This is a genomic window from Ferrigenium sp. UT5, assembly GCF_045866295.1.
Lineage (GTDB): Bacteria > Pseudomonadota > Gammaproteobacteria > Burkholderiales > Gallionellaceae > Sideroxyarcus.
In genome coordinates, this window is the sequence record NZ_BAAFRY010000016.1 from 41742 (window position 1) to 62039 (window position 20298).

Consider the following 20298-nt stretch of genomic DNA (forward strand, 5'->3'; position numbering starts at 1 on the left):
CCGAACAGACGATTTACGGCACGAGTCGGCATCTGTTCGCCGCTTTGACCGCTCCGGGCTGACCGATAATCCATGCCGAAGAACGAACGCAGGAATGCCGCCATCATGAGCCACCACAAAAATCCGACCGAGTTCGCGCGCGAGACCATACGCTTGCTGGGTGAACGCCACCTGCCGCCCACGCCGGAAAATTTCGCCCGCGTATATCGGGAACTGGGCGGCGAATCCGCACCGCAGGCAGCCGCAGCCGCGTCACTGGATTGGGCGAAACTGATCCGCAACGTGTTGCGCCAACTCGATACCGCGCACAAAGGCATCACCCTCGGCCGCAAAAAAGACGGCATCGAAGTCGTCCTCAACCGTTTTGCCGCAAAACCCGAAGTCCTGTTCGAAAAACTCGACGGATTGCAGCAGTCGTGGGGCACGGCGGGGGCCGGCAGCAACGAGTTGGTCGCCGCATTGCCGGACGAAGCCTCTCCCCAGATCAAAACCCCGGGCGGCGAACCGGACAGTCCGGCCATCCTGCAGCAATTGCGCGAACTGCTGGCCCAGTCGCTGGAAAACACCCTGACCTCACACCCGGAGCTGGCCGATGAAATCCGGCAATTGGCCGCCCAGGTCCGCGCCACGACCGATCCGGCGCGCATCAACGAACTGGCCAAACCGCTGCGCCAGTTCTGGCTCAAGCTCGAACTGCGCGGCGGCGACAAGGTCAAGATACAGGAAGGATTGTTGCGCCTGTTGCGCCTGCTGGTCGAGAATGTGAGCGAACTGGTATCGGATGACGAGTGGGTGCACGGCCAGATCAGCGCCTTGCAGGAAATCATCGCCCAGCCGCTGGACCGGCGCGCCATCGCGGATGCCGAGCGCAGTCTGCGTGACGCCATCATCAAGCAAGGCGCGCTCAAGCAAAGCCTGACCGATGCGAAGACCACCCTGAAGAGCCTGATGACCACATTCATCGACCGTCTCGGCAACCTGACCGAGAGCACCGGCGAATATCACCAGAAGATCGAGGGTTACAGCCAGAAGATCAGCAAGACCAACAATCTGACCGATCTCAGCCACCTGCTGGACGACATCATGCAGGACACCCGCGTCATCCAGGCCAGCGCCCTGCGCTCGCACGAGGAATTGCTCATCACCAAGAAACAGGCGGACGAAGCGGAAGGCCGGATCAAGGAACTGGAACAGGAACTGATGCAGGTCAGCGAACTGGTGCGCGAAGATCAGCTCACCGGCGCCCTGAACCGACGCGGCCTGGATGAAGCCATCGATGTCGAACTCAAACGCGCGGACCGCAACCGGACCCCGTTGAGCGTTGCCCTCCTCGATATCGACAATTTCAAGAAACTGAACGACACCCTGGGACACCAGGCCGGCGACCGCGCCCTCACCCACCTGACCCAGGTCATCAAGGAAACACTACGCCCGACCGATGCCGTGGGACGCTATGGCGGCGAGGAATTCGTGGTCATCCTGCCCGACACATCTCTGCAAGCTGCGGTCGAAGCCATCCAGCGCCTGCAACGCGACCTGACCAAGAAATTCTTCCTGCATGACAACGAGCGCGTGCTGGTCACCTTTAGCGCCGGGGTTGCTCTGCGCGGGGAGAACGAAGACCAGGAAGACCTCATCGGCCGGGCCGACAAGGCCATGTATCAGGCCAAACAGGCCGGCAAGAACCGCGTGGTTACGGCCGCCTGACCGCACCCCTCAAATTTCCCTAAAGTTTTCCCGGCGCGCTCCGATAACTGGTTCAACGGTGGTTGCTGTGCATTTGCAAACAGCCAGCGTAAACGGCACTTTGCCGTGTGAGTGAATCAGATCAAGGAGAATAAAATGCCTTCAATCATCAATACCAACATCGCGTCGCTGAATGCACAACGCAACCTGAACAGTTCGCAGAGTGCATTGCAGACTTCCCTGCAACGGCTGTCTTCCGGCTTGCGCATCAACAGCGCAAAGGACGACGCGGCAGGTTTGGCGATTTCCGAGCGTTTCACGACGCAGATTCGCGGCCTCAATCAGGCGGCGCGGAATGCCAACGACGGGATTTCACTCGCTCAAACCGGCGAAGGCGCTTTGGGTGAGCTGACCAACAACCTGCAACGGATCCGCGAACTGGCGGTGCAATCCGCCAATGCCACCAACTCGGCCTCGGACCGTGCCGCGCTCGACCTGGAAGTGCAACAACGCCTGGCCGAGATCGACCGCACTGCGGTGCAAACCTCGTTCAACGGGCGCAAGATTCTCGATGGTTCGTTCGGCAATGCCGCCTTCCAGATTGGATCGAACGTGGGCGAAACCATCTCCGTCAATCTGACCACCAGCATGCGCACCAACCAGATCGGCCAGATTGCCACGGCCACCGGTACTGCCGTGACGGCCAATGCCCTGACCGACGGCGGGTTGACCATTGCGATCGGGTCCGGCACCGCGCTCGCCGTGGGTGCATCGGTCGCCGGAACCGCATCCGGGCAGACTGCAGACAGCGCATTCGCCAAGGTCAATGCCATCAATGCTGCGGGGGTCACCGGATTGACGGCCACAGCGACCAATTCCAGCAGCGCCGCTTTCAGCACGATCACCGGCGCTACGGACAGCACGGCCGGCGGCGATCCTGCTTTTGTTGCGGGCACATACTCGCTGACGGTCAACGGAACGGCCATTTACAATGCGCAGACACTGGGTAACGGCGGCTCGCTCACCGGCAGCGATGTGGCAGCCCAGATCAACCTGTTCTCCAACACCACCGGCGTGTCGGCCAATTTCTCCGGCGGCAATCTATCCTTGAACAGTGTCGATGGACGCAACATCGTCGTCGCCGAAACGGTCAACCTGGGAACACCGGGCGCTGGCGTGGGAGGCGTGGCGGGCAGCGGCACAGGTGTTGACGTGACACAGGAAGGTACGCTCCGCGGCACGATTAACTTGAGCGCCACCGAGAACATCACGATGACCGGTCAATTCGCCGATATCGGGCAGGCCAACACGATCTCGAAGGATACGACGACCCTTGCCACGCAAAGTGTACTGACCGTGGATGCCGCGAATTCGACGATCCAGCGGATCGATGCCGCCCTCACCGCAGTCAGCACCCTGCGCAGCACGTTCGGTGCGGTGCAGAACCGCTTCGAGTCGGTGATCTCAAGCCTGGCTGCCACATCGGAAAATCTGACCGCATCCCGCAGCCGGATTCAGGATACCGACTTCGCCGCGGAAACCGCACAACTGACCCGCAACCAGATTTTGCAACAAGCGGGTACGGCGATGCTGGCGCAGGCGAACCAGTTGCCGAACACGGTTCTGACCCTGTTGCGGTAAGCCGGTGAGTTGAAATGTTCCCGGCCGGGCAACCGGTCGGGAATGCAAACTGAAGGAGAGGCAAAATGCTCATCCAGAATGTCGGCAACCCGGCTCAAGCTGCGCCGCCCGCCAGGCCCACCCGCGAGGCGCCCGCTGATATCGCAGTTGTCACCCAACCTTTGGGGTTACCTGATTCCCCGGCGGTTTCCTCAAAATCGGCAGCCGTGGAGCCGCAATTATCAGCCGAACAGACCCAGCGTGCTGTAGATACGATCAACCAGGCACTGAAACAATCCAACAAGAATCTGGAATTCAGTATCGACGAGAGCACCAACAAACAGGTGTTCAAGCTGACGGATGGAGAAACCGGCGATGTCATCCGCCAATATCCGACCGAGGAAATGCTGGCGATTTCACGCGCCATCGACCAGGTGCAGCAGGGCTTGTTATTGAAACAGGAGGCTTGATCCCCGGCTAATCGGGGATTTGGCTTTTGCGTTGGGTTGTACAGTTTGAACGTCGGAATGAATCCCGACCTGCGGGAGGCGTGCTTTTCACAGGTCGGGGTTTAGTCCGACATGCCGGGTCAAAATCCGGCAAAAATTCATCCGGCAAAAATTCGAGTTGCAACGCGCAAGAAGAAAGGCTTCCAGGAAAAATCATGGCAACTTCAGCGACAACCTCAACGACAAACCTCGATGTGAACAGCATCGTGACGCAGTTGATGGCGGTCGAGCGGCGGCCGATCAATCAACTTGATACGCGGGAAGCCGGATTTCAGGCCCAGCTTTCCGCCTACGGCAGCATTAAAGGAGCGGTTTCCGGGTTTCAAACCGCCCTGCAGGGACTGAACAGTGTTGCCAAATTCCAGGCGTTGAAGGCGACCGTCTCCGACGCCTCCGTTTTGACCGCTTCAACGACCAGCATCGCAGCAGCCGGTACGTACGCCGTGGAAGTGACCAGCCTGGCGCAGGCGCAAAAACTGATCGCCACCGGCCAAACCAGTCTGACCGATGCCATCGGTACCGGCGCGACCACGACCATCAGTTTTGATCTGGGCAGCATCAGCGGTGGAACATTCACCGCATATGATGCCAATACCGGAACGGGCGGTTCCTACACGGGGGCCACTTTCACCAGCCAGGGTGGCACGGCCAAGACCCTGACCATTGATAGCAGCAACAACACCCTAGCGGGGATTCGGGACGCAATCAATGTCGCCCAACTGGGCGTCACCGCGACCCTGGTGAACGACGGCAGTGCCACGCCGTATCGCATGGCGCTGTCCTCCGATAATCCAGGAGCGGCGAACAGCATGAAGATTACGGTCAGCGGCGACGCCGCAATCGCCAATTTGCTGGGCTACGACCCCGCTGCCGGGCAAAATCTGGCCGAAACCGTCTCCGCCCGCAATGCCAATCTCAAGGTGGACGGCGTCGCCGTGAGCAAATCGACCAATACCGTATCCGATGTCATTCAGGGCGTCACGCTCACCCTGAACAAGGAGACCGCAGTCAACACACCGGTCACGCTGTCCGTCACGCGCGACACCACAACGCTGAACAACTCAATTTCCGCATTTGTCAAAGCCTACAACGACGTGTCTGGCGTATTGAACACGTTATCCGCTTACGATCCGGCCACCAAGACCGGAGCGATTCTGCAAGGCGACAGCACGGTGCGCACCTTGCAGACCCAACTGCGCACTTTACTGAACACGGCGACGGGCAATTCGAGCAGCGCGTTGCGCACCCTGACAGACATCGGCATAACCATCCAGCCGGACGGCAAACTGGCTGTCAACCCAACCAAACTTGATCGCACCATAAGCGGAAATTTCAACGAGATCGCCACGTTGTTCACCGGCGACAAAGGCTATCTGTCTTCCTTTGATACCTGGATCAAGTCCGTGCTATCCAACAATGGTGCACTGGCGGGACGGACCGACGGGATTGGACAAACCATCACTGATATTGGCCGTCGCCGCGATGCTCTCGAAAATCGGCTGCTGGCCATCGAAAAACGTTATCGCGCCCAATTTACCGCGCTGGATGTCATGTTGAGCAGCATGAATCGGACCAGCGTCTTCTTGACCCAGCAATTATCTCAACTCAGCAATTTAGGATAGGAGAACAAGCATGAACGCCACCACAGCGATCAAAGCCTACGCAACCGTCGGGATCGAATCCGGCGTTATTTCTGCCGACCCGCACAAGCTGATTGCCATGCTATATCAGGGCGCGCTGCTGGCAATCGCCAATGCCAAAAACGGCATGATGCGCAAGGATGCGGCAGCCAAGGGGGCGGCGATTTCCAAGGCGATTTCAATCATTGAAGACGGGTTGAATGCCAGCCTGGACAAAAAAGTCGGCGGCGAACTGGCGCAGAATCTTTCGTCTCTGTACGAATACATGAGCAGACGGTTGCTCGCTGCCAACGTGAATAATGATATGCAAGCGCTGGATGAGGTGGCGAACCTGTTGAACGACTTGAAAAGCGCCTGGGAAGGCATCAAACAACAGCCGAGCACGCCGGCGCCCCGAGTGGTAATGCCTGCCCCCAGCAAACCCGCTGCGCTGGTCTATGGAAGAGCGTGATATGGACCCGGTCATTGCAGAGTATCAGCACCTGTCCACCCTCACCGGGAGAATGCGGGAGGCTGCCGCCCGCGGGGAATGGGACGCGCTGATTGCGCTTGAACGCACGTGCGCGCAACAACTGGCCCGGCTCAAACCGCGCGACGGGATTCCCGCCGACGAGTCGGTTCGCCGGCAAAAAGCCGATCTCATCCGCAAGATGCTGGCTGACGACAAGGCGATCCGGGAAAAGACCGAGCCGTGGATGCGCCAACTGGAACAGATCATGCACAGCGCGCGCAGCGAACAACGCCTGCAACAGGCCTATCTGGCGCAAGGTTGAGCCTTGCCACGGCAATGCGCCCATGCTGCCCGCCGACCTCCTTACTGCCGCGCTCAACCGCTTTGCGTCTCCCGATAAACCGCTGATCGCGGTTACACCGGACCAGAAAAACCCGGCGGCCACCCTCAAACTCGAAGTCGGGCAGCAAATCCAGGCAACTGTCCAGGCGCAGGTCGCTCCCGGCGTGTTCCAGGTTCGCATTGCCCAGCGCATGGTGCAAATGCAGTTGCCCGCCTTTGTCCGCAGCGGCGACCTGATCGCGCTCCAGGTGCTGTCGCTGCAGCCGCGCCTGACCTTTTCGCTGGCCGCCTCCAGCAATCCGCTTTCCACCTCGGAACAGCTCGGTTCCGCCGCGCGCCTGCTGTCGTCGCTGGCGCAACTGCCGGTACGCCAGGACTATGTGCCGGCCGCGCAGCGTGCGCCGCTGTGGATCGGTACGAACGGCAGCCCGGACCCCGTGCAGTTGGCCGAACGGCTGCATCAGGCATTGAGTCATAGCGGTCTTTTTTACGAATCGCACCAGGCGCAGTGGATTGCCGGCACGCGCAGCACGCCGCAACTGTTGCAGGAACCGCACAATCAGTTGGCCAACCCGACTGCACCAGCCGATCCTGGCGCAGCACCCCGCACGAGCACCATCCCGGAACAGTTACAGGCCATCGTGCAGCAACAACTGCATGCGCTGGAGAACAAGCAGGTGGTGTGGCAAGGATGGGCATGGCCGGAACAGGAGATGCGCTGGGAAGTCGGCGAAGAAGCCGCACAGCCGCCGGCCGCGCCCGCAGAAAAACAATGGGTCACCGCCTTGCATCTTGAACTGCCCGCGTTGGGTGGCATCCATGCGCGCCTGCGTTTCAATGGCACTGCGGTCAGCTTCGAGATCGACACGGCCAGGGCGCAGGCGACACAGATTCTGGAAACGGCCAGCACGCAACTGGTTTCCGCCCTCAAGGCGCGCGGCGTACCGGTGCTGCAAACCCTGATCCGGCATCTGCCGGAAGCGGCAGCATGAGCGACCTCGCCAAGCGCCAGATGGCGGTCGCCCTCGCTTATCGCAACGGCGAAAGCGCGCCCCGGGTGGTAGCCAGCGGGCGCGGCCTGATTGCACAGGCCATCATCGAGCGCGCCCATCAGCACGGCATCTATGTGCACGAATCGGAAGAACTGGTCGCGCTGCTGATGCAGGTCGAGCTGGATCAGCACATTCCGCCCGCGCTGTATCTGGCAGTGGCCGAACTGCTGGCCTGGCTATACCGATTGGAGCAGGCAGAAATCCCCGCTATTCATCATTCTGCCCCGCCGCGCTAGCCGTTATCATCCGCACACACGCCTCAATCCAGGTTCAGCCATGCGCAACAAGGAAGTGCCCCTCAAGATCGAGGTCGTCACCCGGGATGAAGAAAACGATTTCATCCTGCACGACCCGAAAGAAATTCTCGCCGTGTTGCGCGACATCGCTGCCCGGCGCAGCCGCGTGGCGCTCTATTACAACGAGGACAACAGCATGGTGCTGACCCTGCTGCTGGCGGTCGATGAAACCGGCCTGTGGGTGGATGCCGCCGCCAGCCCCATCGACAATCGCCACATCGAGCGCAGCCGCCGCATCGTATTCGTCAGCACGCACAATCAGGCGAAGGTCCAGTGGGTTTCCACCGAGACCACGCAGGGCCTGTTCCAGAACATGCCGGCCTTCTTCCTGCCCCTGCCGCGCAAGTTGCTGCGCCTGCAGCGCCGCAACTATTACCGCCTGCTCAACAGCGAACCGGATGCGCTCAAGTGCTACATCCATGCCCATCCGCATCCGGCACGGCAACGGCATGAAATGACCGTGCTGGATTTGAGCATCGGCGGGGTGGCGCTGGTGTGCGTGGCAAACGATGTGCAGCTGGAGGTCGGAAAACGCTATACGGATTGCGAGATCGACTTGCCCGGAATCGGCAGCATCCATCCGGTGATCGAAGTCAGAAGCCTGTTCGAAGTGACCAGCCGCAGCGGCGAAGTCAGCCGCCGCGCCGGCTGCGAATTCTACCAACCGGACAGTGACACCGTGATGAAGCTGCAACGCTACGTGGCCCAGATGCAGCAGCAACTGGCGCAGAAACAGCGTACCGAATAGTTGCCGCTAAAAAACGTACCACCAGGCACTCAAGGTAAAGAAGGAAAGAATCAGCCCTACCGCCACCATCAGGTTGGCCAGATCCGGATCGAGGTCATGTTCCTTCGCCACAATGGCGGCGGTGATCATCGGCGGCATGGCGGCTTCGAACAGCGTGACCTGGATGGGCAGGCCGCGCGCACCGAGCCATTGCACATACAGCAGCCACAACAGCAGCGGCGCGAGGATCAGCTTGAAGCCAAGCCCCAGCGCCAGATCGCGCCGGTGTTCGGCAATATGCCCCAGCCGCAACTGCATCCCCACTGACAACAGGGCGAGCGGTGCCAACGTGTCCCCCAGACGGCGCAGCAACACGCCGAACCATTCCGCATACTCAACGGGGATCAGTAGCAGGGCGATGCACAACGAGATGAACGGCGGAAACAGCGCGATGCGCTTGAATATCTCCGCTGCCTTCGGACGACCGGAAGAGTAGATGCCCGCGACGGTGATGCCCAGCACCGAGAGCGCGAAGAACGAACCGAGCTGGTCCGCGATGATGGCGGTTCCCAGCCCCTCCTTGCCATAGAACGCCTCCACCATAGGCAAGCCGAAGAACGAGGTGTTGCCGAGACCACCGGTCAGCATCAGCGCGCCGATGGTCGCACGCGGCAGTTGCAGCCAGCGCCCCAGCAGCCAGAAGAATCCCGCCGCCAGACCGAACACGATCCACGCCATCAGCGCGGTCAGCACCACATCGCCGGAAAGATGCAGTTCGTGGATGTAGAGCAGCGTCAGCGCGGGCAGCGAAACGTGGATGATGAAACTGTTGAGGGTGGCCGGCGCATTGTCCGGCATGCGCCGGAAACGCCGCAGCAGCACACCGGCGACAAAGCAAAGGATGAGCAGGAGGAGGTTGTTCATATCCGTCATTCCGGCGCAGGCCGGAATCCAGTGCGGTTATCTAACATGCAGTTATTTCGTCCCGCTTCGCGTCGTTTGTTTAATGACTGGATTCCGGCCTGCGCCGGAATGACGAACTAACCCGCCACGTTCGCGCTGATGAACGCCTTCAGCTTCGCCACATCCGCCTCCATCACTTCGCAGCGCTGCGGCAGGTCTTCGATGCCTTCCAGCGCGACGGGACGTTCCGGCTCGCGCCCCAGTGCCTCGCGGAGAGTCTCCGCGAACTTGGCGGGCAACGCCGTCTCCAGACAGATCAGCGGCAGGCTGGGACGGCGCTGCTCCAGCCCGACTTTCAAACCGTCGGCGGTGTGCGTGTCCACCATCACGCCGTATTCTTCCCACATCTCACGGATGGTCTTGAGACGGTCTTCGTGCGTGCTCTTGCCGGACGCGAAATCGAATTTCGGCAGTGCGTGCCAGTAATCGGTGCCCTTGATATCGAAGGAGCCGCCCTTGTCCACTTTGCTCCAGAACTCGCGCACCTTCGCGCCATCGCGGCCCACGAGATCGAACATGAAGCGCTCGAAGTTGCTGGCCTTGGAAATATCCATCGAAGGACTGCTGGTCTCGTAGGTATGCTTCGTGTCGCGCGGACGATAAACGCCGGTGCGGAAGAACTCGTCCAGCACGTCGTTCTCGTTGGTCGCCAGAATCAACTGGCCAATCGGCAAGCCCATCATGCGCGCGATATGCCCGGCGCAGATGTTGCCGAAGTTGCCGGAGGGAACGGAGAACGCGACCTGCTCGTCGTTGGATTTCGTCGCGGCGAAATAACCTTTGAAGTAATACACGATCTGCGCCGACACGCGCCCACAGTTGATGGAGTTCACCGTGCCGATCTTGTGCGCGGCCTTGTAAGCGTGGTCGTTCGACACCGCCTTCACCATGTCCTGCGCGTCGTCAAAAAACCCGTGGATGGCGATGTTGAAGATGTTGGGATCCTGCAGCGAATACATCTGTGCGCGCTGGAACGACGACATCTTGCCTTCCGGCGACAGCATGAACACGCGGATACCGCGCTTGCCGCGCATCGCATATTCGGCGGCAGAGCCGGTGTCGCCCGACGTCGCACCGAGGATGTTCAGTTCTTCGTGCTGCTTCGCCAATGCGTATTCGAACAGGTTGCCCAGCAACTGCATCGCCATGTCCTTGAACGCCAGCGTCGGGCCGTTGGAGAGTTCCTGGATGAACACGCCGTCGCTCAGTTTACGTAATGGAGTGATCTGCGTCGCATCGCTGTCGGCGCGCCCGTTGCTGTACACCTCGGCGGTGTAAGTCTTGTGCACGATGGCGCGCAGGTCATTCGCCGGAATATCTGTCGCGAACTTGGACAGCACCTCGAACGCCAGGTCTGCATAGGAAAGACTGCGCCATGCGTCCAGCTCTTCGCGCGTCACCTGCGGATAGCGCTCCGGCAGATACAGACCGCCGTCCGGCGCGAGGCCGCCCAGCAGTATCTCGGTAAAAGTCTTGGCGGGCGCATTGCCACGGGTGGAGATGTATTTCATTCGTTTGCTCTCTTGTCCGTCATTCCGGCGCAGGCCGGAATCCAGCGAAAAATAAATTCCGGCGAAGCCGACAACTTGGGTTTTGTCCCGCTACGCGGGCTATCTCAATCAACTGGATTCCGGCCTGCGCCAGAATGACAGCTTACCTTCCCAGTTCTTCCATGCGCAGCTTGGTCACTTTCCCCGCCACCACCCCTAACTTCTCGATCTTGGCGATGGCTGCATTGATGCGCTTCTCGCGCGTCTGGTGGGTGAGCATGATGAGGTCGGTCTGCTCTTCGCCTTCTTCGGGTTCCTTCTGGATCACGGCGTCGATGGAGATCTGCTCGTCCGCCAGGATGCGCGTGATGTCGGCCAGCACGCCCGGTTTGTCCTGCACGCGCAGGCGCAGGTAGTAGCTGGTCTGCACTTCGTCCATCGGCAGGATTTTCAAATCCGCCATCGCGTTCGGCTGGAACGCAAGGTGCGGCACGCGGTTCTGCGGATCGGCGGTAGCCATGCGCGTCACGTCCACCAGGTCGGCGATCACCGCGCTGGCAGTGGGCTCGGCACCCGCGCCTTTGCCATAGTAGAGCGTCGCACCCACGGCATCACCCTGTACCAGCACCGCGTTCATCGCGCCTTCGACGTTGGCGATGAGGCGTTTGCTCGGGATCAGCGTGGGATGCACGCGCAGCTCGACGCCTTCGTCGGTGCGCTTGGTGATGCCCAGCAGCTTGATGCGGTAGCCGAGTTGTTCGGCGTACTTGATGTCGATCGCATCCAGTTTGGAAATACCTTCGATGTAGGCCTTATCGAACTGCATGGGGATGCCGAACGCCAGCGAAGCCAGGATGGTGATCTTGTGCGCCGCGTCCACGCCTTCGATGTCGAAGGTCGGGTCGGCTTCGGCATAGCCCAGGCGTTGCGCTTCTTTCAGCACGGTGTCGAAGCTCAAGCCCTTGTCGCGCATCTCACTCAAAATGAAATTCGTCGTGCCGTTGATGATGCCCGCGATCCATTCGATGCGGTTCGCGCTCAAGCCTTCGCGCACCGCCTTGATGATGGGGATGCCGCCCGCCACCGCCGCCTCGAACGCGACCATCACGCCCTTGTCCTGCGCGGCCTTGAAGATTTCGTTGCCGTGTGTGGCCAGCAATGCCTTGTTGGCGGTGACCACGTGCTTGCCGTTGGCGATGGCTTTCAGCACCAGCTCTTTCGCCACGCCGTAACCGCCGATGAGTTCGATGACGATATCCACTTCCGGATCGGCCACCACGGCGAACGCATCGTCGGTCACGCGGCAGGCGCCGCCGGTGATTTTCTTTGCCAGTTCGAGGTTGCGATCCGCCACCACGGTGATGCGGATGGGACGGCCGGCGCGGCGCGCAATCTCGTCGGCGTTGCGCTGCAGCACGGTGAAGGTGCCGCCGCCGACGGTGCCGATGCCGAGTAATCCTACGTTGATTGGTTTGGTTTCGGCGTAACGTTCGCCTTGCTCACGTGAGCCTTCACCGAAACTCGCTTTACTCGTTTTCATGTCTGTTCAATTCCTGTTGTGGGTCGGACTTCAGTCCGACAAAAAAAACCTGTCGGGATGAATCCCGACCTACACGCTCCATGTCCCATGCCGCTTGCGATAATTCTCGAGGAAGCGCGCGATGCGACCAATGGCTTCCGTCAGGTCATCCACGTTGGGCAGGAACACCACGCGGATGTGGTCCGGGTGCGGCCAGTTGAAGCCGCTGCCCTGCACCACCAGCACCTTCTCCTCTTCCAGCAATTCAAGGATGAACTGCTGGTCGTTCTTGATCGGGTACAGCTTCGGGTCGAATCGCGGGAACAGGTACAGCGCCGCCTTCGGCTTGACGCAGGTCACGCCCGGAATTGCGGTCAGCAGCTTCCAGGCAAGGTCGCGCTGCTTCGCCAGCCTGCCCGTTGGCGCCACCAGATCGTCGATACTCTGATAGCCGCCCAGTGCGGTCTGAATCGCAAACTGCCCCGGCACATTGGAACACAGGCGCATCGAGGCCAGTATCGTCAGGCCGTTGATGTAGTCCTGCGCATGCTTCTTCTCGCCGGACAACACCATCCAGCCGGCGCGATAGCCGCAGGCCCGGTAATTCTTGGACAGGCCGTTCAGGGTGACGAACAGCAAGTCGTCGGCCAGCGAGGCCATCGAGGTATGCACCGCGCCGTCGTACAGCATCTTGTCGTAAATTTCGTCCGCAAAGACCACCAACTCGTGCTCGCGCGCGATCTGGATGATCTCTTTGAGGATGTCGTCCGAATACAGCGCGCCGGTCGGATTGTTCGGATTGATGATGACGATGGCGCGCGTCTTGTCGGTGATCTTGCTGCGCATGTCCTTGAGGTCGGGATTCCACGCGTTGGCCTCGTCGCACAGATAATGGCGCGGCGTGCCCCCTGCCAGCGTGACCGCCGCTGTCCACAGTGGGTAGTCGGGAGCGGGCACCAGCACCTCGTCGCCCGTGTTGAGCAAGCCCTGCATCGCCATCACGATCAGCTCCGATGCGCCGTTGCCGATATAGATGTCATCCAGTCCCACGCCCATGATCTTCTTCGACTGGCAGTAGTGCATGATGGCCTTGCGCGCCGCGAACATGCCCTTGGAATCGGAATAGCCGGAAGAATTCGGCAGGTTGAGGATCACGTCCTGCTGGATTTCCTCCGGCGCCTCGAAGCCGAATGGCGCCAGGTTGCCGATGTTCAGCTTGATGATGCGCTGCCCTTCCTCTTCCATCAGCTTGGCGCGCTCCATCACCGGGCCGCGGATGTCGTAGCACACGTTGGAAAGTTTGGTCGATTTGAGCAAGGGTTTCACGATTTCTCACTTTGTCAGCGGGGATATTGCGCGCGCGACCGATGGTAGAATTCGACGCCCGTTCGGCAATTCCCGCAAGGGGCGCGATTTTACCTGTGCCAACCCTGCCGCGGCAAACGATTGGAGAGAAGATTGGCCCTGCATCTGCAAAAGACCTCGCACCTCATGACCTTTACCGGGCACGGCGAGGGCTACGTCGCCGTCAATGGCCAGCGCCACGAGCAGCCGCTGGTGGTGCTGGCCGGCGCCGTGCGCACCGACTGGCCGGCCACCGGCTTTGCCGACCTGACCGTGGCGCATTTCGACTATTTTCTCGAACTGAAGCCGGAAGTGATCCTGATCGGCACCGGTGCACGGCAGCAATTCGCCCATCCGGAGCTTTACCGCAACCTGCTGCAGGCCGGCATCGCCATCGAATTCATGGACACCCCGGCTGCCTGCCGCACCTACAACATCCTCGTCGCGGAAGACCGCAAGGTCGTGGCGGCGGTGTTGCCATGAATCCAAACCACTCTGTTCATCCTGAGTAGGCGCATAGCGCCGTATCGAAGGAGCTTCCGACAAGATGACTTTCTGGGTCTATCTCCTACAGTGTGCTGATGGCAGTTATTACACCGGCCACACGGACGATTTGGAGAAACGGATAGGCGAACATCAATCAGGCGCTATCGCCGGATATACTTCCCACCGCCTCCCCGTGGAACTCGTTTGGTCGCAAGATTGTTCCAGCAGAGATGAAGCGCTTTCCGCCGAAATGCAAATCAAAGGCTGGAGCCGCAAGAAAAAAGAAGCCATGATGCGAAGTGACTGGTCGGCAGTATCACTTCTGGCGAAGAAGAACTTCCGCAAATGAGATCAACCCGCCCGCCCATCCTTCGATACGGCGCTACGCGCCTACTCAGGACGAACGGGCTTAATGCAACGGTACATCCATGAACCCATCCCTGAACGCCGTCATCACCCAGACCGAACAGGTCATCCTCGGCAAACCGCAACAGATCCGGCTCGCCCTGACCTGCCTGCTGGCGCGCGGCCATCTGCTGATCGAGGACATGCCGGGCGTGGGCAAGACCACGCTGGCGCATGTGCTGTCACGCACGCTGGGGCTGCAGTTCCAGCGCATCCAGTTCACCAGCGACATGCTGCCCGCCGACATTCTCGGCGTCTCCATCTACCAGCGCGACAGCGGCGAGTTCAAGTTCCACGCCGGCCCGATCTTCTCGCAGATGATCCTCGCCGACGAGGTGAACCGCGCCACGCCCAAGACGCAGAGCGCCTTGCTGGAAGCGATGGAAGAACACCAGGTCACCAGCGAAGGCGAGACGCGCCCGCTGCCTTCGCCCTTCTTCGTCATCGCCACGCAGAACCCGACCAACCAGATCGGCACATTCCCCTTGCCGGAATCCCAGGTGGACCGCTTCATGATGCGCATCCAGCTCGGCTACCCCGATGCCGCCGCCGAGCGCGGCCTGCTGTCCGGCGTGGACCGGCGCGACCTGATTGCCGATCTGAAGCCGCAGCTGCAGACCGCCGATCTGTTCGCCTTGCAGGAACAGGTGCGCCAGGTGTTCGTCTCGCCCGCCCTGCTCGACTACGTGCAAGCCCTCCTGCGCCACACCCGAGAATCGGCGCGCTTCGTCCACGGTCTGTCGCCGCGCGCGGGCCTGTCGCTGCTGGCCGCCGCCCGCGCCTGGGCGCTGCTCGCGGGACGCGATGCGGTCATCCCCGAGGATGTGCAAGCCGTGCTGCCCGGTGTCGCCAGCCACCGCCTGCAAAGCGTGCACGACACGCAAGCCTCGGACGGCGAGAAACTGGCGCGCGAACTGATCGAGGCGGTGGCCATCCCCTAGCACCCTGCGGTGCTAGAATGCCTGCGCATATCTATCGAAAGGTTGACCATGAACGAGATCATGTTCGTCGTAGAAGAAGCACCGGAAGGCGGTCTGATCGCCCGCGCACTGGGTGAATCGATCTTCACCGAAGCGGATGACATCGAAAGCTTGCATCGGCAAGTGCGCGATGCGGTGCAGTGTCATTTCGATGAAGGTAAAGCCCCAAAGATCATCCGTCTGCATTTCACCCGCGAGGAAGTACTCGCCGTATGAAATTACCGCGCAATCTGAACGGTGCGCAACTCATCAAGTCGCTCGATCAACTCGGATATCGGCCCACCCGTCAATCCGGCAGTCATGTACGGGTCACTTGTTCACTTCCCAAAGAACACCATATCACCATCCCTTTGCATGACCCGCTGCGTATCGGCACGCTGGCCGCCATCCTGGCCGAAGTCGCTTCGCACCACGGCCTGTCCAGAGACAGGTTGATCGGGAAATTATTTGGCAAGTAGGGGTCCTGCTCCGTGCCTCTCTCGCTAAAACAGAGATTCCGCAACTGGGCTTTCCGCCGCACGGTCGAAACCGGCACGGTGGTGCTCAACCAGCGCCGCATCTACATCCTGCCCACGCGCCAGTTCTTCGGTTTTGGATTCGTGCTGGTGCTGATGTTGCTGGGCGACATCAATTACAACTTGAGCCTGGGCTATATGCTCACCTTCCTGCTCGCCACCAGCGGCGGGCTGACCCTGCTGTACGCCTTCCGCAATCTGGCGCAACTGGAAATCCATGCCGGACATATCGAGCCGGTGTTCGCCGGAGAGCAAGCGTGCTTTGTGTTCCATTTCAATAATCCCGGCACACTGGCACGGCATCAACTGCATCTGCACGACGATGACGGGCACAAAACCATTTTTGATCTGCCGCCGTCTGCCTCGACCCCGGTCGAACTGAGGCTCGCAGCGACACAGCGCGGCTGGCTGGACAGCGGGCGCCTGATCCTGGAAACACACTTCCCGCTCGGCCTGTTCAAAGCCTGGACCTACCTGCATTTCGACGTGCGCGCGCTGGTCTATCCCAAACCCGCCGCACCGCAGCCCTTGCCGGCCGCTTCGGCACAGGATGGCACGGGCAAAACCATGGCCCAAGGCGATGAAGATTTCTTCGGCCTGCGCAACTATGTGGCGGGCGATGCCCTGCCGCGCATCGCCTGGAAGGCGCTGGCGCGCGAGCAGGGGTTGCAGGTAAAACAGTTCGCGGCGCAGCAAGGTCAGGAATTGTGGCTGGACTGGTCGCAACTTCCCGACATCGCGCCCGAGCGCAAGCTGGAACTGCTCACGCGCTGGGTGCTGGATGCGGACGCGCAGGGTTTGCATTACGGATTGCGATTGCCGGATGGCGAGGTGATGCCGCAGCCAGGCACGGCGCATCGCGCGGAATGTTTGCGTCGGCTGGCATTGTTCGGACATAAGGAATCGTAAGATGAGGGCACTGCCTTCCAGTATCTCGTCATTCCCGCGCAAGCCGGAATCCAGCAATGAGAACAGCCCGCGAAGCGGACTAAACCTTGGTATTGACCCGCTGCGCGGGAATCATCCGAACAACTGGATTCCCGCCTGCACGGGAATGACTGAATGATGAAACTCACCGCCCCGCTCATCTACGGCCTGATCGCCTGCATCCTGCTGGTCAGCGCCCCGCATGCCGCGCACCTGCCGCTGTGGGTCAGCGCAGAGTGCGGCGCGCTGTTGTTGTGGCGCGCCTATCTCACGCGCAGCGGCAAGGGACTGCCGCCGCGCTGGCTGCTGCTCGGCATCACCGTCGCCAGTGTCGCCGCCATCGCGCTCACGTTCCGCTCTCTGTTCGGGCGCGAGGTCGGCGTCACCCTGCTGATTCTGCTATCCACCCTCAAGCTGCTGGAACTGCGCGCCGCACGCGATGCCACGGTGCTCGTCTATCTCTCCTGCTTCATCATCATCACCAATTTCTTCTACGCGCAGAGCATCCCCACCGCGCTGTTCATGCTTTTTACCTTGCTGGTCATTCTGGCGACCTGGATCCATCTGCACACGGGCATGCTCGCGCTCAAGCCGCGATTGCGTATCGCTGGCTTGTTGCTGCTGCAGGCCATCCCGCTGTCGCTGATCCTGTTCGTGCTGTTCCCGCGCGTGCAGGGCCCGCTGTGGGGCCTGCCGCAAGACGCCTACGCCAGCAGCGGCCTGTCCGACACCATGTCGCCCGGCAGCATGAGCAAACTGTCGTTGAACGATGCGGTGGCGTTCCGCGTGACGTTCGACGGAACCGTTCCGGCACGCGAGCAGATGTACTGGCGCGGCCCGGTGTTGTGGGATTTCGACGGCACCACCTGGACGCGGGGACGCCCCAACACGCTGCAAGCGCCCAGACTCGACGCTGCCTCCGCGCCGGTCAGCTATGCCGTCACGCTGGAGCCGCACAACAAACGCTGGCTGTTCGCGCTCGACATGCCGGGCAAACTTTCCATCACCGCCGACCTCGCGCCGGACTTCCAGTTGTTGAGCCGCAATCCGGTGAATGCGCGCATCCGTTATCAGGCCAGTTCCTTCCTGAACTATCGCGCCAATCCGGACGAGCCGCCGCAGCAGTTGCGGCGTGCCCTCGCCCTGCCGCGCGGCTTGAACCCGCAGGCACTGGCGCTCGCCAAAAGCCTGCGCGCAAAAGCGGAAAGCGTTCCCCCACCCCAACCCTCTGATGAAACTACTAGCCATTCGACTAAGCCCGCAAGCGGGCAAGTCGCTGGTTACCCCGGCGGGAGAGGGAGCAATCGACCTGATGGGATTGATGAAATTTTGGTGCGCGAGGTCTTGCGGCATTTCAATCAGGGCGGTTTCGAGTACACGCTGGAACCGCCGCTGCTCGGCATGAACGGCATCGACGAGTTCCTGTTCCAGACCCGGCAAGGATTCTGCGAACACTATGCCGGCAGCTTCGTCTATCTGTTGCGTGCCGCCGGTGTGCCGGCGCGCGTGGTCACCGGCTATCAGGGCGGCGAATACAACGCGCTGGGGGATTACTACATCCTGCGTCAGGCCGATGCGCATGCCTGGGCGGAAGTATGGCTGGGCGAACGCGGTTGGGTACGCTACGACCCCACCGCCGCCATCGCACCGGCACGCATCGAAAGCGGCCTGTCCGCCGCAGTCAGCAACCCCGCCGCCCTGCCCTTCATGGCGCGCAATCCGCCGCAATGGCTGCGTGAACTGCGCTTCAACTGGGATGCGCTGGCCAACCAGTGGAACCAGTGGGTGCTGGGTTACAACCCGGAAACGCAGTTCGCCTTTCTCACCCGCCTCGGCATGGAGGACATCACCTGGCAGAAGATGGCACTCAACATGCTGGCGGGCATCTTCCTGCTGGTCGGCGTGTTCACCCTCATCCTGTTGCGGCGGTTGGTCGTGCGCAGCCACGACCCGGTGCAAACGGCCTGGCTCAAACTCTGCCGCAAACTGGAAAAGGCCGGGCTGCCCCGCGCGCAGCATGAGGGGGCGCTGGATTACGCGGCACGTGTCGGCGCAGCGCAACCGGAACTGAGCACAGCGATCCACGACTTCGCCAAAGACTATGTCGCGTTGCGTTACGCCGGAGAACAAAGCAAAGAGGGGCTGCTTGCATTCAGAGATGCGGTGCGTGCCTTCAGAGTCGGGAAAACGATTCAGCCACGGATCAACACAGATGAAACACGGATGAGAAACCAATAAGCAACTCCGGTCTTATCCGGGTTTCATCCGTGCCCATCCGTGGCTAATGCCTTTAGCAGGTTCAAGCTATAATCCGCGCCACTTTTACCCGGACACGCATCATGCACATCACCCGCAGACTGGAATTCGACGCCGGTCATCGCATCCCCAACCACGCCAGCCAGTGCAAGCATCTGCACGGCCACCGCTATGCGATCGAGATCACCCTGTCGGGCGATGTCGTCAGGACTGCGGGAGTTTCAGATGAAGGGATGGTGATGGATTTCACCGATGTGAAACGCATCGCCAAGGAGAAGGTCGTGGATGCGTGGGATCACGCGTTTCTGGTCTATCGCAACGACACGGTGGTACTGGATTTCCTGAACACGCTGCCGCAACACAAGACCGTGGTGCTGGAGGTGGTGCCGACGGCGGAGAACCTGGCGCGCGTGGCGTTCGAACGGCTCGATGCCGCCTATCAGGACACCTACGGCAACCATCTGCAACTGGAGCGCGTGCGCCTGTTCGAGACGCCCAACAACTGGGCGGATTATTGCCGCTCCCTGCGGGACTGAAGTCCGACCCACAACCCGCCGTTCCCCGTGGGTCGGGTTTCAACCCGACATGGGATTGCACTTTCGGACTGAAGTCCGACCCACAAGAACCGTGCGACGGATTTTTATACCTGCATGTTCATGATGTCGTTATAGGCCGCCACCATCCGGTTGCGCACCTGGACCGCAGTCTGAAAAGAGATGTTGGCTTTCTGCATGGCGATCATGGTGTCGGAGAGGCTCACCTTGTCATCGCCCAGCACGAACGCCTGCTGCAGGGCGCCGGCCTCGCGTTGCGCCTGATTCACCCCGTCCAGGGAGGCTTTCAGCACCGTGCCAAAATCCACGCTCCCGCCCGTCCCGGCAGCCGGGGTCGGCGATTGACCTTGCGCCACCGCGACGGCGGCACGCATCTGCGCCAGCAGACCGTCCACGCTGGAAATTCTGTTCATGCCCATGATGCGCTTATATGGACGCCTCCCGGTTTAGCAAGAGATTTGTCGTGTTTTGGTAAAACCAGAAATCGGCTGCAGTCTTATATCCGGCCTTGTTGCAAGCTGGACTTCTGCCTGCGG

22 protein-coding genes are annotated in these 20298 nt (G+C 60.8%); 17 read left to right on the top strand and 5 right to left on the bottom strand.

Translation table 11 applies throughout. From position 1 onward, the window contains the following. Positions 1-72: 72 nt before the first annotated feature. The 9 genes from ACKTSJ_RS07590 to ACKTSJ_RS07630 all read left to right on the top strand — a co-directional run bounded on the left by ACKTSJ_RS07590 (position 73) and on the right by ACKTSJ_RS07630 (position 8344). Positions 73-1707 carry a diguanylate cyclase gene (locus ACKTSJ_RS07590; protein ID WP_407898951.1) on the top strand — a complete coding sequence of 545 codons (1635 nt, stop codon included), beginning with the start codon at positions 73-75 and terminating at the stop codon, positions 1705-1707. Between the two features lie 135 nt (positions 1708-1842). Further along, positions 1843-3327, top strand: coding sequence for a flagellin (locus tag ACKTSJ_RS07595; RefSeq protein ID WP_407898953.1), 1485 nt, complete (start codon positions 1843-1845; stop codon positions 3325-3327). Between the two features lie 65 nt (positions 3328-3392). After that, positions 3393-3776 carry a flagellar protein FlaG gene (locus ACKTSJ_RS07600; RefSeq protein WP_407898955.1) on the top strand — a complete coding sequence of 128 codons (384 nt, stop codon included), beginning with the start codon at positions 3393-3395 and terminating at the stop codon, positions 3774-3776. Between the two features lie 194 nt (positions 3777-3970). Then, positions 3971-5437 (top strand): flagellar filament capping protein FliD, encoded by a 1467-nt coding sequence (fliD, locus tag ACKTSJ_RS07605; protein WP_407898957.1) that lies wholly within the window; start codon positions 3971-3973, stop codon positions 5435-5437. A 10-nt stretch (positions 5438-5447) separates the two neighbouring features. Next, positions 5448-5906, top strand: a complete 459-nt coding sequence (gene fliS, locus ACKTSJ_RS07610) for a flagellar export chaperone FliS (RefSeq protein WP_407898959.1) — start codon at positions 5448-5450, stop codon at positions 5904-5906. 1 nt (position 5907) lies between these two features. Continuing rightward, positions 5908-6228: a flagellar protein FliT gene (locus ACKTSJ_RS07615; protein WP_407898961.1), complete on the top strand. Its 321-nt coding sequence runs from the start codon at positions 5908-5910 to the stop codon at positions 6226-6228. Positions 6229-6250: 22 nt separating this feature from the next. Continuing rightward, positions 6251-7240, top strand: a complete 990-nt coding sequence (locus tag ACKTSJ_RS07620; RefSeq protein ID WP_407898963.1) for a flagellar hook-length control protein FliK — start codon at positions 6251-6253, stop codon at positions 7238-7240. Then, positions 7237-7536 (top strand): EscU/YscU/HrcU family type III secretion system export apparatus switch protein, encoded by a 300-nt coding sequence (locus tag ACKTSJ_RS07625; protein WP_407898965.1) that lies wholly within the window; start codon positions 7237-7239, stop codon positions 7534-7536. The genes ACKTSJ_RS07620 and ACKTSJ_RS07625 overlap by 4 nt, the downstream gene beginning before the upstream one ends. 40 nt (positions 7537-7576) lie before the next feature. Continuing rightward, positions 7577-8344, top strand: coding sequence for a flagellar brake protein (locus ACKTSJ_RS07630; RefSeq protein WP_407898967.1), 768 nt, complete (start codon positions 7577-7579; stop codon positions 8342-8344). Positions 8345-8350: 6 nt separating this feature from the next. Here the strand turns inward: ACKTSJ_RS07630 and ACKTSJ_RS07635 are convergent, their stop codons facing one another. The 4 genes from ACKTSJ_RS07635 to ACKTSJ_RS07650 form a co-directional block, all read right to left on the bottom strand. Further along, the gene (locus ACKTSJ_RS07635) at positions 8351-9247 is read right to left on the bottom strand and encodes an AEC family transporter (RefSeq protein WP_407898968.1); all 897 of its coding nucleotides are present in this window, start codon (positions 9245-9247) and stop codon (positions 8351-8353) included. Between the two features lie 116 nt (positions 9248-9363). After that, positions 9364-10797 carry a threonine synthase gene (thrC, locus tag ACKTSJ_RS07640; RefSeq protein ID WP_407898970.1) on the bottom strand — a complete coding sequence of 478 codons (1434 nt, stop codon included), beginning with the start codon at positions 10795-10797 and terminating at the stop codon, positions 9364-9366. Positions 10798-10939: 142 nt separating this feature from the next. Continuing rightward, positions 10940-12316 carry a homoserine dehydrogenase gene (locus ACKTSJ_RS07645; RefSeq protein ID WP_407898972.1) on the bottom strand — a complete coding sequence of 459 codons (1377 nt, stop codon included), beginning with the start codon at positions 12314-12316 and terminating at the stop codon, positions 10940-10942. Between the two features lie 69 nt (positions 12317-12385). Next, positions 12386-13621 (bottom strand): pyridoxal phosphate-dependent aminotransferase, encoded by a 1236-nt coding sequence (locus ACKTSJ_RS07650; protein ID WP_407898974.1) that lies wholly within the window; start codon positions 13619-13621, stop codon positions 12386-12388. A gap of 120 nt (positions 13622-13741) precedes the next feature. Here ACKTSJ_RS07650 and ACKTSJ_RS07655 point away from each other — a divergent pair, with 120 nt between their 5' ends. The 8 genes from ACKTSJ_RS07655 to queD all read left to right on the top strand — a co-directional run bounded on the left by ACKTSJ_RS07655 (position 13742) and on the right by queD (position 19744). After that, positions 13742-14122 (top strand): Mth938-like domain-containing protein, encoded by a 381-nt coding sequence (locus ACKTSJ_RS07655; RefSeq protein WP_407898976.1) that lies wholly within the window; start codon positions 13742-13744, stop codon positions 14120-14122. A 64-nt stretch (positions 14123-14186) separates the two neighbouring features. Then, on the top strand, positions 14187-14474 hold the full coding sequence (locus ACKTSJ_RS07660) for a GIY-YIG nuclease family protein (RefSeq protein WP_407898978.1): 288 nt from the start codon (positions 14187-14189) through the stop codon (positions 14472-14474). Between the two features lie 79 nt (positions 14475-14553). Continuing rightward, positions 14554-15471 carry an AAA family ATPase gene (locus ACKTSJ_RS07665; RefSeq protein WP_407898980.1) on the top strand — a complete coding sequence of 306 codons (918 nt, stop codon included), beginning with the start codon at positions 14554-14556 and terminating at the stop codon, positions 15469-15471. 48 nt (positions 15472-15519) lie between these two features. Beyond that, complete coding sequence (locus tag ACKTSJ_RS07670) at positions 15520-15726, top strand: 2-oxoisovalerate dehydrogenase E1 subunit beta (protein WP_407898982.1); 207 nt, start codon at positions 15520-15522, stop codon at positions 15724-15726. After that, positions 15723-15968: a type II toxin-antitoxin system HicA family toxin gene (locus tag ACKTSJ_RS07675; RefSeq protein WP_407898984.1), complete on the top strand. Its 246-nt coding sequence runs from the start codon at positions 15723-15725 to the stop codon at positions 15966-15968. Before ACKTSJ_RS07670 ends, ACKTSJ_RS07675 begins: the two co-directional genes overlap by 4 nt. Before the next feature lie 12 nt (positions 15969-15980). Beyond that, positions 15981-16934 carry a DUF58 domain-containing protein gene (locus tag ACKTSJ_RS07680; RefSeq protein ID WP_407898985.1) on the top strand — a complete coding sequence of 318 codons (954 nt, stop codon included), beginning with the start codon at positions 15981-15983 and terminating at the stop codon, positions 16932-16934. A gap of 153 nt (positions 16935-17087) precedes the next feature. Beyond that, the gene (locus ACKTSJ_RS07685) at positions 17088-19190 is read left to right on the top strand and encodes a DUF3488 and DUF4129 domain-containing transglutaminase family protein (protein WP_407898987.1); all 2103 of its coding nucleotides are present in this window, start codon (positions 17088-17090) and stop codon (positions 19188-19190) included. 101 nt (positions 19191-19291) lie between these two features. Next, entirely contained in the window at positions 19292-19744 is a 453-nt protein-coding gene (gene queD / locus ACKTSJ_RS07690) for a 6-carboxytetrahydropterin synthase QueD (RefSeq protein ID WP_407898989.1), read from the top strand. A 104-nt stretch (positions 19745-19848) separates the two neighbouring features. Here queD and fliE read toward each other — a convergent pair whose 3' ends face one another. After that, positions 19849-20175, bottom strand: coding sequence for a flagellar hook-basal body complex protein FliE (fliE, locus tag ACKTSJ_RS07695; protein WP_407898991.1), 327 nt, complete (start codon positions 20173-20175; stop codon positions 19849-19851). Between the last annotated feature and the right edge of the window lie 123 nt (positions 20176-20298).

Bases quoted from the DNA above. Each gene is read 5' to 3' on its own strand.
- ACKTSJ_RS07675 (WP_407898984.1), top strand. From the start codon at position 15,723: ATGAAATTACCGCGCAATCTGAACGGTGCGCAACTCATCAAGTCGCTC.
- ACKTSJ_RS07625 (WP_407898965.1), top strand. From the start codon at position 7,237: ATGAGCGACCTCGCCAAGCGCCAGATGGCGGTCGCCCTCGCTTATCGC.
- ACKTSJ_RS07615 (WP_407898961.1), top strand. From the start codon at position 5,908: ATGGACCCGGTCATTGCAGAGTATCAGCACCTGTCCACCCTCACCGGG.
- ACKTSJ_RS07685 (WP_407898987.1), top strand. From the start codon at position 17,088: ATGATGAAACTCACCGCCCCGCTCATCTACGGCCTGATCGCCTGCATC.
- fliD (WP_407898957.1), top strand. From the start codon at position 3,971: ATGGCAACTTCAGCGACAACCTCAACGACAAACCTCGATGTGAACAGC.
- thrC (WP_407898970.1), bottom strand. From the start codon at position 10,797: ATGAAATACATCTCCACCCGTGGCAATGCGCCCGCCAAGACTTTTACC.
- fliS (WP_407898959.1), top strand. From the start codon at position 5,448: ATGAACGCCACCACAGCGATCAAAGCCTACGCAACCGTCGGGATCGAA.
- queD (WP_407898989.1), top strand. From the start codon at position 19,292: ATGCACATCACCCGCAGACTGGAATTCGACGCCGGTCATCGCATCCCC.
- ACKTSJ_RS07620 (WP_407898963.1), top strand. From the start codon at position 6,251: ATGCTGCCCGCCGACCTCCTTACTGCCGCGCTCAACCGCTTTGCGTCT.
- ACKTSJ_RS07590 (WP_407898951.1), top strand. From the start codon at position 73: ATGCCGAAGAACGAACGCAGGAATGCCGCCATCATGAGCCACCACAAA.
- ACKTSJ_RS07660 (WP_407898978.1), top strand. From the start codon at position 14,187: ATGACTTTCTGGGTCTATCTCCTACAGTGTGCTGATGGCAGTTATTAC.
- ACKTSJ_RS07645 (WP_407898972.1), bottom strand. From the start codon at position 12,316: ATGAAAACGAGTAAAGCGAGTTTCGGTGAAGGCTCACGTGAGCAAGGC.
- ACKTSJ_RS07595 (WP_407898953.1), top strand. From the start codon at position 1,843: ATGCCTTCAATCATCAATACCAACATCGCGTCGCTGAATGCACAACGC.
- ACKTSJ_RS07670 (WP_407898982.1), top strand. From the start codon at position 15,520: ATGAACGAGATCATGTTCGTCGTAGAAGAAGCACCGGAAGGCGGTCTG.
- ACKTSJ_RS07630 (WP_407898967.1), top strand. From the start codon at position 7,577: ATGCGCAACAAGGAAGTGCCCCTCAAGATCGAGGTCGTCACCCGGGAT.
- ACKTSJ_RS07665 (WP_407898980.1), top strand. From the start codon at position 14,554: ATGAACCCATCCCTGAACGCCGTCATCACCCAGACCGAACAGGTCATC.
- fliE (WP_407898991.1), bottom strand. From the start codon at position 20,175: ATGAACAGAATTTCCAGCGTGGACGGTCTGCTGGCGCAGATGCGTGCC.
- ACKTSJ_RS07600 (WP_407898955.1), top strand. From the start codon at position 3,393: ATGCTCATCCAGAATGTCGGCAACCCGGCTCAAGCTGCGCCGCCCGCC.
- ACKTSJ_RS07635 (WP_407898968.1), bottom strand. From the start codon at position 9,247: ATGAACAACCTCCTCCTGCTCATCCTTTGCTTTGTCGCCGGTGTGCTG.